The organism is Paenibacillus sp. Y301 (assembly GCF_059445505.1).
Genome location: NZ_JCAIUL010000010.1, coordinates 160370 through 174508, shown reverse-complemented (window position 1 = coordinate 174508; position 14139 = coordinate 160370). Strand labels below are relative to the sequence as shown.

The 14139-nt window shown below is 42.5% G+C and carries 14 protein-coding genes and 1 pseudogene; 7 read left to right on the top strand and 8 right to left on the bottom strand.

From position 1 onward, the window contains the following. Nucleotides 1–302 precede the first annotated feature (302 nt). Both AC1D69_RS17960 and AC1D69_RS17955 read left to right on the top strand, forming a co-directional pair. On the top strand, nt 303–1850 hold the full coding sequence (locus AC1D69_RS17960; protein WP_495457517.1) for a copper amine oxidase N-terminal domain-containing protein: 1548 nt from the start codon (nt 303–305) through the stop codon (nt 1848–1850). A gap of 455 nt (nt 1851–2305) precedes the next feature. Further along, nucleotides 2306–2470: a hypothetical protein gene (locus AC1D69_RS17955; protein ID WP_495457516.1), complete on the top strand. Its 165-nt coding sequence runs from the start codon at nt 2306–2308 to the stop codon at nt 2468–2470. 143 nt (nt 2471–2613) lie between these two features. Here AC1D69_RS17955 and AC1D69_RS17950 read toward each other — a convergent pair whose 3' ends face one another. The 3 genes and pseudogenes from AC1D69_RS17950 to AC1D69_RS17940 form a co-directional block, all read right to left on the bottom strand. Then, nucleotides 2614–2865: a dehydrogenase gene (locus AC1D69_RS17950; RefSeq protein ID WP_495457515.1), complete on the bottom strand. Its 252-nt coding sequence runs from the start codon at nt 2863–2865 to the stop codon at nt 2614–2616. 99 nt (nt 2866–2964) lie between these two features. Beyond that, a pseudogene (locus tag AC1D69_RS17945) lies at nt 2965–3090 on the bottom strand (transposase); the annotation flags it as partial. A gap of 100 nt (nt 3091–3190) precedes the next feature. Continuing rightward, complete coding sequence (locus tag AC1D69_RS17940; protein ID WP_495457514.1) at nt 3191–4576, bottom strand: MFS transporter; 1386 nt, start codon at nt 4574–4576, stop codon at nt 3191–3193. 112 nt (nt 4577–4688) lie between these two features. Between AC1D69_RS17940 and AC1D69_RS17935 the strand changes: the two genes are divergently transcribed. Together AC1D69_RS17935 and AC1D69_RS17930 are read left to right on the top strand one after the other, a co-directional pair. Continuing rightward, nucleotides 4689–5576 (top strand): LysR family transcriptional regulator, encoded by an 888-nt coding sequence (locus AC1D69_RS17935; RefSeq protein ID WP_495457513.1) that lies wholly within the window; start codon nt 4689–4691, stop codon nt 5574–5576. Between the two features lie 224 nt (nt 5577–5800). Next, nucleotides 5801–6673: a GNAT family N-acetyltransferase gene (locus tag AC1D69_RS17930; RefSeq protein WP_495457512.1), complete on the top strand. Its 873-nt coding sequence runs from the start codon at nt 5801–5803 to the stop codon at nt 6671–6673. A 626-nt stretch (nt 6674–7299) separates the two neighbouring features. On the opposite strand, the gene AC1D69_RS17925 is transcribed toward AC1D69_RS17930, so the two are convergent. Further along, nucleotides 7300–8088 (bottom strand): cytochrome c oxidase assembly protein, encoded by a 789-nt coding sequence (locus AC1D69_RS17925; RefSeq protein ID WP_495457524.1) that lies wholly within the window; start codon nt 8086–8088, stop codon nt 7300–7302. Nucleotides 8089–8113: 25 nt separating this feature from the next. Beyond that, the gene (locus AC1D69_RS17920) at nt 8114–8632 is read right to left on the bottom strand and encodes a DUF2243 domain-containing protein (protein WP_495457511.1); all 519 of its coding nucleotides are present in this window, start codon (nt 8630–8632) and stop codon (nt 8114–8116) included. 143 nt (nt 8633–8775) lie between these two features. On the opposite strand from AC1D69_RS17920, the gene AC1D69_RS17915 reads away from it, so the two are divergent. Next, entirely contained in the window at nt 8776–8970 is a 195-nt protein-coding gene (locus tag AC1D69_RS17915) for a hypothetical protein (protein WP_495457510.1), read from the top strand. 123 nt (nt 8971–9093) lie between these two features. Beyond that, nucleotides 9094–9669, top strand: coding sequence for a GNAT family N-acetyltransferase (locus AC1D69_RS17910; RefSeq protein ID WP_495457509.1), 576 nt, complete (start codon nt 9094–9096; stop codon nt 9667–9669). A 441-nt stretch (nt 9670–10110) separates the two neighbouring features. On the opposite strand, the gene AC1D69_RS17905 is transcribed toward AC1D69_RS17910, so the two are convergent. Continuing rightward, complete coding sequence (locus tag AC1D69_RS17905; protein WP_495457508.1) at nt 10111–11367, bottom strand: DUF5050 domain-containing protein; 1257 nt, start codon at nt 11365–11367, stop codon at nt 10111–10113. Between the two features lie 350 nt (nt 11368–11717). Beyond that, the gene (xerS, locus tag AC1D69_RS17900; protein ID WP_495457507.1) at nt 11718–12803 is read right to left on the bottom strand and encodes a tyrosine recombinase XerS; all 1086 of its coding nucleotides are present in this window, start codon (nt 12801–12803) and stop codon (nt 11718–11720) included. Between the two features lie 162 nt (nt 12804–12965). On the opposite strand from xerS, the gene AC1D69_RS17895 reads away from it, so the two are divergent. Continuing rightward, a complete protein-coding gene (locus tag AC1D69_RS17895) occupies nt 12966–13451 on the top strand; it encodes a GNAT family N-acetyltransferase (RefSeq protein WP_495457506.1) in 486 nt (161 codons plus the stop codon). On the opposite strand, the gene AC1D69_RS17890 is transcribed toward AC1D69_RS17895, so the two are convergent. Beyond that, nucleotides 13448–14125 (bottom strand): spermine/spermidine synthase domain-containing protein, encoded by a 678-nt coding sequence (locus AC1D69_RS17890; protein ID WP_495457505.1) that lies wholly within the window; start codon nt 14123–14125, stop codon nt 13448–13450. The genes AC1D69_RS17895 and AC1D69_RS17890 overlap by 4 nt on opposite strands. Nucleotides 14126–14139: the final 14 nt, after the last annotated feature.

Here is a 14139-nt window from a genome sequence, read left to right as displayed (position 1 = left end):
CAAGATTAGTACAACGGTGTCTAATGAGCTTACTCTCCGAACAGCAACTGTATTCCAAGGCGACGAAATCCTGCGAATGAGTGAGTATATATGAGATAAACCCTTAAAACCGAGGGACGGGCAGGTTAACGTAATAAATGATCAAGCCAACTATATGGAACTTTATTGAATTAAAAGCGTCATATTAAATAGAGGTGAATTAATTGACCGTTCAATGCTCATTCATGATGGATTGCCCAATTACTTGTGTAACGATTGAAATAATTAGCTATTAGCTGATATCAGGCGGAGGGGACGATGAGATGAAAATGAAATGGTTCTATATGTTCGGCCTGGCGGCGCTGCTCGCCGTCGGAGTTCCCGCCGGAACGGCCGGGACCGCGAGGGCGGTAGCGTCAACGGCCGCCAATGTGCCGGCTGCCGCCGAAAACGATACTGCGGCCGTGCCGGTGTCATCGGCGCAGCCGGCGGCCATTCAAGCGCCTGCGGTCCAGCGGGTCCAAATGGGGCAGGCCGATCTGCGGTGGGTGCCGCTGTTCGGCTCACGCGCAGCGGACCAAGGCGCTATTGTGAAGACGGCGGCCGTCGTGAACCGGCTGCTTAAGAACGCAAAGCCGTCGACGGAGCAATTGGTCGGCGAGGACGCCTTTTTCGCCACCAGTGTCGATGTCATGCTAACCGACGGCACCGATATCTACTTGCAATTCAAGGATTCGCAGCACGTCCTCATCCATGTTGGCGAAGATAAATATATCGCCCAGGATGCCACGGCCATCAAAGAGCTTTACGAATTGCTGGCGGTATCTCCGCAGGCAGATGTCAGCACTCGCAAGCCGGCCATCGGACAGACGGTTCGTATTACGGGCAGTGACGCGAGTAACTATGAAGGAACGGTTCGGATCTTCGTTGAGACCTCCGGCTCATCCGGCGGCTATATGACAGCGAAGGGCGTGAGTTATCCGTCCAAAAGAGCACTGCTCGTCTATACCGCGCCTTACTCCGAAGCACGGTACGATTTTCAATTCACGATGCCTGCCTACGGTGAAGCGATTGACGGCACCTTCAAGCCGATCACACCTGGCACTTATGACCTCTCCATCGACACCGGCTGGATAAGATCTATACGCAGCGTTATGGTTGCTCCTCCAGCCGCTCCTACGCTGGCCATCAACGGTGTCGCGGTGAACGATCCGGCGCTTGCGCCGATCGTTTCGAGCGGCGTCATGCTGCTACCGATGCGCGCGCTTGCAGAATCGTTCGGCTGGTACGTGGGATGGGACGCCGCGTATAAAGCCGCCTTCGTTTCAACGCAGCCTGATACGCAGGGAATCAACCCAGAAAGCGGCGCTACGTTGTCGCTATGGGTGAATGGCAAGCAGCTTACCGGTGCGAACGCCAAGCCGGTGATCGTAAAGGGACGCGTTTATTTGCCGCTGCGCTCGACGGCGGAAGCGTTCGGCTTCCAGCTGACGTGGACGCCAAGCGTGCGCGGCGCGCTGCTCGTCTTCAAGCCGCAGTTGCTCGATGAAGGCGCTTATGCGGGAGAAGCGAATAAGTTGGCCGCCGCGAAGCTGCTGAACGGCTATGTAAACGCCATGAACGGTCGCGACGTCGCTGCGCTCGGCCGGCTGTTCGTGAAGAACGGCACGCCGGCGCAGTCGTTCGGGATCATCGGCCAGCGGATCATTACTGGCGTCCGCTCCGTGACGTTCGAAGACCGTCCCGGCGGCGCACTGCTGGCGTATGTGACGTTCAACTACCTGTTCGATCCGTACGGCAATAAGTCGGGCACTCCGGGAATCGTGTTCATGCAGGAAAATGGCGCGTGGAAGATCTCGGACGTCGACTGAACGGCCGCTTAACGCGGAAATGAGGAAAGCGGCAGTCGCGGACGTTGCGTTCAGGACTGCCGCTTTGTTGGATGTCCTGTAATGCTTCAAAGGACCAGCTCATGGCGAGCAAAATGAAGCGATAAGTAACGACGTGAAGGCTGTCACTGTTACAGCTTATCCATATAATAACAGCATAGAAATCATAACGTTAAGCACAGCTAAATAAAATAAGAAATTAAGCTTTGTTGAACTCCCATGAAAATTAAACTAGCTCAATACTAGTAAAAGAACATAAGAAAAAGCACCCAGAAAAACACTTTCAAAAAAAGGCTGAGCCTTATTTGTACTTATATAAAGTTAGGCAGACCGAAAAACAACAAACTTCCTTCTACAACCAATAAAGGCTAGGCTGGTGCAATAACCAGAGTAGGATTAATCTCCCATGAGTGCTTCCCAAAAGGGAGCGACAATCTGTGATGCACCGTGGTCGTTGGAGTCAGACTAACGGATGGGCTCTAGGCACCATATTTCATCGACCTTCTTCGCCAGCCGTAGTAGCAGTATTGACTGAATATAACCATTTTCATCATCTGTGGTGCAGCGCTTGCGCTGCATGGATGGCTAACGGGACACGATAGCTGAACGAACAAAGAGCAGTTTGCAAGCGGTAGCTACTCCGTGTTTCGTTGAAATAACGGGGTTGAATAAATGCTGGGGGGGATAAAATGAAAAGAGGAATTAGTTTCGAGATTCCAAATGAGTACGGAAGTTTTCATTATTGCTATTGTAGAAGGATAAGAGGGCTTCGAGAGTAAAGCCTTTTGGATTGTTCCCAAACTGCTTTCTCTGCATAAGCTTCATACCGCATATCAGCGATCACATCTGGATCATTCACTTTGCCAGAACCTGGTTCAGTAATGAATAAAGCTAATGAACGGTGACCAACGTAAATCCCTTTGTCCGAAAGTTCAGTATGAAGGTTCTCAACATAGTTACGTAGACCCGCAATACCAACGCCAATATTACCCATCATAGCCATTGGATGTAATACTGAGAATTTGGTAGTGGAAGAGGTCGTCGAACAGTTGAGCGAAATTCATTTTCATAACGTATTGGACTTGTTTAAAAACATTTAAAATGCTGAACAAAAGAAGGTTCCCGATTCGAGAACAGCTGAGTCAAGACCGGCGAAAGCGGTTAGCTGTTTCACGGATGAGAGCCTTTTTATATTCCCAATTTCAGCTATGAACATGGCAGCTGTTAAGTGTCCTAACTATGGAATCGTTCGTAAAAGGTGATAGGTTTCATTAGATTCAGCCATCGACTCTATGGTTCGTTTTTTTAGAAATTGATAAAACTTATGACTCTTTCAATTGTCTTGACTCCCGTTGCCTCCAACTCATCACTACCAAAGACAATGCAATGATTGTGAGGATAATTCCAAGCACTCGAAATCCATCGGAGTTGAACTTACCTCCCATTACGATGCCTGCTAGTAAGGAAGAGATAATCGTTCCCAGGTATCGTGATGTATTAAATAATCCGGATGCAACACCGATAATTTCTTTTGTTGTGCTTTGGAACAAGGCCGTTTGCAAACCCACATTGTTCAATCCATTGCTAATACCGAATGCGGCCAAAGCGAAACAGACGCTAATAACAGGTGAAGTTTGATTCAATGTAACGAGCCATATCGACCCTAATGTCATCAGGATGGCGGACACAAGTAATGCTGGTCGAGGTCCTGATTTATCGATCCATCGTCCTGCTAATGGAGAAGTAACTAGCGAGCTTAAGCCTAAAGTTAGCATGAGCATCCCTGTTTGGAACTCGCTGACATGACGTACCATTTGTAAGTAGGAAGGAATCCCGAAAAAAAGTGAGTAATAAAGTACATTAACAAGCATGAATTCGACATTAACCCAAGTCATAGCAGGATATTTGACGAATGTACGTAAAGGAATGAAGGGTGACGACGTTTTTAACTCATGTAGTACGAATACCCCCAGAAGAGCGAGGCCTATTAGTCCAACATTGATATTTCCTAATGAAATATTTCCGGATGATTTCGCTGAGAGTAATCCTACGAGCATGACAACCAGACCCACTGTGAAGAGCAGGATCCCTGTAACGTCAATCATATCAAACCATTTACGAAAGGACATGCCTACGACAACGGATGTTGACGGTTCGTCCTTGGGAATATTCCTCCAAGATAATAGAAAGCTTACCACCACGAATGGAATATTGACAAAAAAGATAGCAGGCCATCCCCACCAGTGGATGATAACCCCGCCAATAAAGGGCCCAATGGCTGCCGCACCGGATAGAAATATGGACAAAACAGACAGCGCAGTGGCTTGTTTCTCCGTAATATGAATTCGCACAATGGCCATTCCAACCGCAACCATCATGCTTGTTCCGATGGCTTGCATAATGCGGAACACGATAAGCCACCCGAAGGTTGGTGATGATGGAGCTACTAATGAGGCAATGAAAGCTACAACAAGCCCAGTAAGGAATATCTTTCTACGACCGAATAAATCACTGGCCCTTCCCATGACGGGTTGTGCAATAGCACTTGTAATATAGAAAGAAAACACAATCCAAGAAACACCTGTGAAATCAAGGCGGAACACATGTTGCAGACTCGGGATAGCAACAGAAACCATCGAAGAATTGAGAGGGTTCAATAATATACCAAGACCAACTGAAATCATTAACCACCTGCTGCGAGTACTCATTTTTAACAACCCCTAAATCTTGTTAGTATCATCGTACTTGAAATCCTTTATTGATTCCAACGCATTTGATGATATAATCTCATTGATTTGAAGGAATGAATGGGGGCGCGAAATGGAACTTCTTCAACTACAATATTTTATCGCAGTAGCTCGTTTGGAACATGTAACCGAAGCTGCACGAACTCTACACGTTACTCAATCGTCACTAAGTAAAACAATTCAACGTTTAGAGGAGGATCTGGGGGTTCCTTTGTTTGACCGAATTGGTAGGAAGCTGCAATTAAATGAGTTCGGAAGTAGTTTTCTTCGCCGTGCAGAAAGGGCTTTGTTTGAATTGGAACAGGGGAAGCAGGAGCTTAACGATTTATCCAGTCCGGAACATAACATACTCGAATTAGCGGTGACCGCCGCAAGTGCATTACCAAATATCCTTCGAGAGTTTCGAAAAAAGCGTCCCTATATCCAATTTCATGTACAAATGCTAACCACACAGGAAATGGTGACACTACTTGAGCGAGGAGAGGTTGATTGTTGCTTGTCCTCACCTCCTATTGAAGGGGATGACATCGAATGTCTAACCGTGTTTATCGACCCAATCCTTGTAGCTGTTCCAAAGGGGCATCGGCTGGCAGATCGAAGTAGTGTATCCTTAACAGAGCTAAGAGATGAATGGTTTGTGGGTGTAAAGAGAGGCTACGGCACTCGTGATTTAATTGACTCAGTATGCCTATCGGTAGGATTTATACCTAATTATGTGTATGAGGGAGATGAACCTGCAAGACTTAGCGCTCTTGTGGAAGCTGAGATTGGCATAGCCTTCATACCAAGCACAGCAAGGAATTCACGGGAAGAGATTAAGTATCTTCAAGTAGAGGATCACGAATTGGTACGGGAGATAGCTCTATTATGGCACAGAAGTCGGTACATTTCGCAGGCTGCACAGGAATTCCGTGAGGTAGTTGTAGATTATTTCGATACGTTATCCAAACAGACAATGTAATCAGACTGCGTTCATAGAAGAATATCTAATAATAATCTTGATGGTTTATTCAATCGATGAATAAACCAACATTGTATTTTCTCATCATTCAGTTAGAATCAATTTATAGCTTATCAGGGGGGCGTTAATATGGTAACCATAAATAATCGGACAGAAATTAGAAGGATAGCGCCTAATCGTCCATAAACTGCGTGATTCCTTCATAATGAGGATGACCAGTGCACATGCAAGGATATCAAATTATTAAAATGAATGATTTTTCAAGTCAACCGATCGATCAGATTAGAATGCTAGAACAGCAGTGCAAGATATTCGATAGTTCAAGTTTGAGGGTGGGCGTAGAAAGTCTTAGAGCGATAGATGGAGATGAGGCTTTTCTTTGTAAAATTGAAGATCAGTTGATCGGTTTCCTTAGTTGGTATACTTCGGATGGGATTGAAGCAAATATTAACGGTATGGTTCACCCAGAGTTTCGTCGTCAGGGTGTTTTTCGGGACTTACTGCAACATGCAATATCGGAGATGCAACTATTACAGGGTATCCAAACTTGTCGTATTAGAATTCCAGCAAACTCTGAGCCTGGTATTGATTGTATACAGCATTTAGGGGCTAGCTTTAGTACATCTGAATTCGCTATGACTCATAAGCGGGTACAAGATACTAGATTAGGTTTAGAGGGCACAATATTGAGATTAGCAGAAGAACAGGATTACGAGTTTATGGTACAGTGTTCATCACAGGCTTTTGGAGATTCAGAGTCTTGGACTAGGGAGTATTTTACTCGTACTATCGATTCTGCACGTATTACTTACATTGCAAAGGCCAATATGACACCTATTGGAATAATAAGGGTTAATTGTGTTGATACGAATACTGCTGTTATTCATGATTTTTGCGTGCTTCCCACAATTCAAGGTAGAGGATATGGCCGTGAAATTCTTGCAAGGGTAGTTGATCTCTTGCTACGACAAGAGTACTCTCAAATTCGTTTAGGCGTAGTTACTCAAAATAAACGCGCATTAAGTCTCTATCAGTCAACAGGTTTTGACGTTTCTGCTGAGTTTCGTTACTATGTGATCTCCATTAATGAGATTTAGCTGATTAAGATAAGGACAACGCACTATTTAAAAAATGACGATGCTGGTATTTCGATAGAGGGAATGACATCCTTTAACAATGTCATTACGCTATGTATGCGAAAAACCGAATACATGGTGGATGCAGGAAGGTAAACAGACCCAATGTATGCGAAAAATCGAATACATGATGGGGGTGGGAAGGTAAACGGACCCAATGTATGCGAAAAATCGAATACATGGTGGGTGCGGAAAGGTAAACGGACCCAATGTATGCGAAAAACCGAATACATAGTGGAGGCGGGAAGGTAAATGGGCCCAATGTATGTGAAAAACCGAATACATGGTGAGTGCGGGAAGGTAAATGGACCGAATGTATGCGAAAAATCGAATACATGCTGGTGGCGGGAAGGTAAACGGACCCAATGTATGCGGAAAATCGAATACATGATGGGGGCAGAAGGTAAATGGACCGAATGTATGCGAAAAATGAATACATGCTGGTGGCGGGAAGGTAAACGGACCCAATGTATGCGGAAAATCGAATACATGGTGGGTGCGGAAAGGTAAATGGACCGAATGTATGCGAAAAATCGAATACATGGTGGGTGCGGAAAGGTAAATGGACCGAATGTCTTATACGTTAATTATCTTTGATCAATAGCTGGCCCCAAAGTTACTCCTCTCCGAGGTTTGGTCGCTCTAAACCATTGCCAACAAAGTACGAAGATAACAATATACTCAATGATATCTCCACCATAGTACATCACCATACTTGCCTGGTTTGCCTGTTCTAAGGGTATGCCAGCTGGCGGATGCATATAGATGTATTTTGATAGGATGCCATGACCAGCTAAGGCTATAATCAACACGATTGAACGGTATAAAAAAGAAACCCGGTGGAGTATTGGGTCAATATAAATCATTGATACTGTGTATAGGTAACCTGCCATGAATACATGGAAATGCACAATGACATTCAAAACGGTACTCTCGTGCATAAGGGAGTATAAGTTGGTTGTGTACAATAACCATAGGCCTCCTATATTTAAAACAGATGTAACAACAGGATGGGTAAACATGCGAGAAGGCCAACTCCTTAGAATACGTGTAAGACGTCTTGCATAAGTGATTCTTATTGTTCGTAGTACTAGTGTCATTGGTGCAGCGAGAACCATAAGGAGTGGAGCTAGCATCCCCAAGAGTAAATGACCGAGCATATGCGCTGTGAAATCTATGTGGGCTTGATGTGCTAGGGGTCCTATCACTGATATTACAGCGAAGAAAATTCCAAAAAACCAGTAGACAGTTCGAGATAGCGGCCATGGCTTATGATGCTGATTGGAGATGATGACAGCCCCAATATATAGAATCAACACTATTACAAAAGGTAGTGCTAAAAGTAGCTGAGGTATTATCTCTGCTACTTGGTTCATGTTAGTTCCCACGCTATCACTGTGATTATTGTGATTCATGAGCAACAGTTTCTCCATGTTGTCGTGTGCTTCTCGTACGAATGATGAGAGTGGCACCAATTATAATCATGATGATAGCTAAGATATTCCAGATCCAATCATAAACAACCACATTATCCACATAACGAATCTGATGTAACGTCATTAATTTGTGCTGGATAGTCCCATCGTATAGCTGAAAAACCCCTCCCCCAAGAAACACACCTCCTAACCACCTTTTGAACCAGTAAGCTTGTTTGCGGTGTAAGTCTGCTAATAAAAACGAAGCAGCAATAGTCGCAAACCAACTAAAAGCATGGAACAAACCATCCGACACCAATCCAATGTCTGTCGTTGATTTGTCGTAGAAATGGTGCCAATGTAATAGCTGATGAAATACAACTTCATCAATAAAGCCAACTAACCCGAGTCCAAATAGAATCCCAGACCATATATTTCTATTGGAGTACACAGATCGATTCGAAATATTTGAATTATTTTGGTGGCGATTTATTGTAGTACTCATTTGCTACTCCTTTTCTTTTCTATAACATTTATTAGTTCTACGTATTTACCTTAATGTTCCTAAAATCATCATTTATATACAGAATAGTTATATAAATATAGGATATTACTGTATAGTTGGAATTGAAATTGGAGGTGGCACGGGTGGGGATTATTAAGAACTTTTCTATTGTAGTCGTAAACCTAATTGGTGAGTTGTGGATCGGAATGGGTAGGAAACCTGATTTTTATGATAAACATTCGGTTACAGCTACTAAAAAGGGTTATGTCATCTTTGTCTCGTTAGCTACTTTTATCGCATTAGGCGCAGTTATTTGGTTAGGAATGAGATTATATTAAAAAAGATACGAGCTGTTGAATATATTCCTTTTCGTATAAGTTGAAGCGGTAAATACCATAGAGTTATTCATTTCTTTTATGATATAATATTGAAAATTTATGGATAGAGTAGGAGAGAGGTTAATGAGTACGAATCCCATTTTGCTGTCATTTCCAGAAGAGTTTGAAAGTCATCGTCTTATCATTCGTGCTCCTCAGTGGGGTGATGGATCTGCTGTGAACGAGGCGATCAGAGAAAGTGTTAATGAAATGCGCCCATGGTTACCGTTTGTGAAGAATATACCTACAGCAGAAGAATCAGAAGCATACATAAGAAAAGCTAGATTAAATTTCTTAGAGCGTACAGATTTAGTGTTGCATTTATTTGATAAAGATTCTGGTGCGTTGGTAGGAAGTAGTGGACTCCATCGCATCGATTGGAAAGTTCGCAAGTTCGAAATCGGCTATTGGTTGAGGACCGCTCGTACAGGGCAAGGTCTAATGACAGAAGCTGTAAATGCGATTTCAACCTTTGCAATTACTCATTTAGAAGCAAATCGGATTGAGATATGCTGTAACCGCCTAAACACTTCGAGTAGTCGAGTGGCAGAACGAGCAGGATTTACCTTAGAGGGAACGTTACGAAACTTTAATTTGAATGATTCTGACCAATTAGCGGATCTTAACATTTACTCAAAAGTAAGGGGATACGAATATTAGAACGTATGGTAGATAATTGAGGGGGATGTTATGGGTCTGAAAAACATCATAACGATACTATTTCCAGCACTGATCATGTCATTGGTATCCATATTATCTTTAACGAATATGTTCAACTTGACAGATCTGAATATGAAATCGTTAATGATTGTTGGTGTGGTTTTAATTTTCCCAGTAGTATTTCTCATACAAGGGGCACTTTGTTATTTAACTCATAGTAATGTAATTCTATCATTAACAGTCTCACTAATAACTTATATTGTAATCATGTTTACTCTCTTAAATAGTTCAGCCTTTGTATACGTTATAGTGTATTTATTTACTTGGGTAATTGGATATTGGATAGGTAAATACTTAATCAGATCAAGGTTCCTTACACAATGATAGATTTTAAAACTAAAATAGACGAATCCCAATTAAAAAGGGTTCGTCTATTTTTGATCATTCAATAGGGATCTGCTTCGTGATTCTTTCATAGGGATTGCTATAGATTATCTTGTTTCCTATGATGTTGAGATAAAATGTTTTATCATCTCCGATTTTTTGAGTTGAATGGTCAACGAGGTTGATCCGATATAATTTCTTGCTGTATTCGGAATAATTGCTGTAATATAGCCAATCCCCATGAATGTTAATATCTCGAGCATCATGATCGGAAATCTTAGTTAAAGATGTTCCATCCGTACCCATCATGTATAGCTTTCCATTGTTATTAAAGAATAAAGAATCATCTTTAACATCTAGTGCTGAAACAGAACCGTTATCTAATAATTTCCTTTTATTGCTTCCGTCAATATCCATGACAAATAGTTTGGTGAGATAGATAGTGTAATAAATTTTCCCATCGATCACTGCGATACTGGATACTTCATTCTTCTCAAGTAATTGTTTAGATGTTCCGTCCGTCTTCATGCGATATAGAGGCATAAACATAGAATTTCCTTGCGTGTAATAAATCCAGTCTCCAACAACAGACATCAAGTGTGGCCCACCTAAACCGAAATCTGCCATGAGATTACGGTTTGTTCCATCTAGACTAGATTTGATCAGTTTGTGGCCACTTATGTAGTATAGCTTCTGGTTAACAATATTCAAGTGGTCACCATAGTCATCAGCGATTTTCTGGCTTTCGGTACCATCTACCTTTATCTTATAAAGCTTACCGTGGTCACTTTGGTTGTTGAAAAAAATCCAATCTCCCTCACCTACATACCAGCCCCTATTGTTAAGGTTACCTATGGAATTACCACTGATAGCTGGGGACAGATGAATAGCTGAAGGTGTACCAATCGACACGTTATTATCGATGTAATTTATGCTTGCACCAAATGCCTCGGAGAGAAACCGAAGCGGTACTAACGTTCTTCCGCCTATTAATTGCGGTGCGGTCGTAAGCATAAATTGCTCTTGATTCTTTTGTACAATTTTAGAGCCGATATGTAATGTAATTGTTGTTGTGTCTTTCGCTAAGATCAACTCGTTATTATTCCAAGAGACAATTTTACCACCAAGCTTGTCTATAACGAAGCGGAGGGGGACAAGTATTGTACCATGATCATTAATAGGTTCCACATCGAATGTGATCATTTCTCCATTTACGTTAATCGTGATTTGTGGATTATTAGCGGAATTAACGACACTTGTGCCAGAACCTAATAAGCAGAAAGAGGAAAGCAGAACCAACATCCATTTCTTCATTAGTGAAACCTTCTTTCTCAAATAGTTATGTAATATAAGACGTTTCACATTAAGAAAAGTTGAATGGATTCCGGGGAACTAGCAGAGTATGGCGACTCGAGAAAAGGTGTGAACGACATCGTTATTACCATATAAAAGGTTGCCTTCCTAGAACCATAGATAAACTAGCTGGTGTCGCAGAACGCCTCTCAACCGTTAATCCTATCTTGTAAAAGAATGATATCTACTAAGTACATAATCTAGCGATAGGATCCCTGTCCGTGAACATGATACAAATGGATAGAGAATCAGATGTATTCTGATGTCTCTATCCATTTGTATAGCCTACCTAAACTTATTACTCACCCATCCTACGTTGACTCCACCCGTCGCTCAATCGCTTCGGACATCGTCTTATCGGTTAGATGCGCGTAGACTTCGGTCGTTTCAGTGGAAGCGTGACCTAACTGTTCTTTCGTCTTATAGATATCGTTCTGAAGATAGTAGTCTGTTGCAAAAGAATGGCGTAATTTGTGCACGGTAAGGAACGGTTTGCCGAAGCGGGTCGCATATTTAATAATCATGGCTTGAACGGCACGTTTGGTCATTCGTTTTCCTTCATGTTGCCCATTAGGGATCGTGAGGAATAGTGCCTTCTCTTTCTTAGGTGCATGATATCTTGCATGTCGAAGACTGAGATATAAGGCTAGATCATCCTTTGCCTGTTCACGGAAATAGACGGGTGTCTTATAGGTTTCGTCATTATTCCCTTTACGGAATATGTATATCATTTTATTATTGAAATCCAAATCTTCGATATTCAGATTAATGACCTCAGAGACACGTAATCCTGAATTCAAAATAAGGCTAGCAATACAAGCATCGCGTTCTTTATTGAGTTCATACGAGTACATGGCTTGTTTGTTGTCAGCAACGTCGACCCCATACCCTTCAAGAATATAACCTATGAATTCAAGTAATTCGTCTTCTTCAAGGATTTTACCTTTCAACTTAGCTGCAGTATCCTTGGGTTTGTGAATACGTTTGACCTCTACCTTGGCCATGATATTCCGTTTCAAAAGGGGATAGAATTCCTCATCCTCAGCAATCTGACTTAAATAATGAAATAAAGAACGTAGAGAAGACAGTTTCCGAGAAATCGTTACTTTAGAATTGGCACCTTCTAGACGAGTGGTTAGATATAGTCGGTAACTTACCACATTCTCCATACGTAGCATTTCAAGTTCTGTTAACGTAACTTTTGTATTATGATCGGCTTCGGAGAGTAGTTCGCCTCGTAACCAATTGAAGAATGTTTCGTAATCTCGAATATATTCAAGTAGTGTGGATGGAGACAGATCAGGTAACTTATAATCAATGAACTGCTGCACAAACCAAGGCATGCCGAGCACTTTTTCATCTAACTTTTTACGATCACTTATTTTTTGGATATTCACTGACATCACCCCTTGATGGTTAGAACTCTATAGTCTATTTTACCATAGGGAAAGTGAGAAGTCTTATTCATGTGAGAGGGAGATATGGGCTACATTGCGAGGGGGTGCTCAAAGTTATATAGTAGTGATACTAGATAAGTTTAGTGCCAATGGAGTGATACTATGGAAATGAAGCTGGAATTGGTCCCGTATGAACGTAAGGAAGTTATCGATCACTTAATGCAGTTCTATTTGTATGATTTCACGAGTTACTTGGATATGGATGTGAATGCTCGAGGCAAGTTCGATGATTACCCTGATTTGGAAATGTATTGGAACCATAAGGACGGTAAGTATGCCTACCTCATTACCTATTTCAATAAACCGGCAGGTTTCGCATTAGTTGAGGAACTTCACAACCCTTTTGAGGGGGAGTATTACATGACGGAGTTTTTTATTATGAAAAAATACCGTCGTACCGGATTAGGAACATGGGCTGCGAATGAGTTATTTCAGCGGTATAAGGGAAATTGGAAGGTGACTCAGGTAAGTAGTAACACCCCGGCGCAAGCTTTCTGGCAAAAGATAATTAGTGCCTACACCGGTGGTGATTTCAGACAAAAGACCCGTTCAGACAACGGTAACCTTAGTCAATATTTCAAGTCTTAGTTCACTTGGAGAATGGGTTGTTGTGTAAGGAAAATAGCATCAGGCTCTCCGCGTTCCTGTGGTACATAGAGAACATCAACGATGTTGAAATGTCGTTTCAAAGTCGTAACAAATTCCGGAGAAGAAGTAGCACTCCAGAAAGATAGACATCCATCCGGGCGAAGATGACGTGCTAACAAGGCAAGACCATAATCACTATATAATGTCTCATTCTGCTCGTATACGTTCCAGTCTGGACCATTATCGATGTCTAAGCATATTAGATCGAACTGCTCATCATGCTCGGCAAGCCATTGCAAGCAATCCGCATGCACGATGTGGCTCTTAGGATGGTTGACCGCACCATCCGTAACAGGGGAAAGTACAGAATGATTCCATTCGATGATTTTATCTTCGATCTCGATAACTGTGACCTTCTCTACACGTGGATCTGAAAGAGCTTCTTGTAGAGAATAACCAACACCAAGCCCACCGATTAGAACGGAAGCTGGATGTGATGTACGCTTTAATGGCTCGCGAAGGAGAAGTTTCTCCGACTCACCATTATATGTAGCCATCAGAAAGGTACCGTTGCTAATGATTTCGAAGAAGTCTCCTCTTCGTTGTAGTTGAATCTCGCCGCGTGGTGTGGCGTGTCTCTCAATCACCTCAAGTGGTAAATCGTAATGGTTCATTGACGTCACCTCAT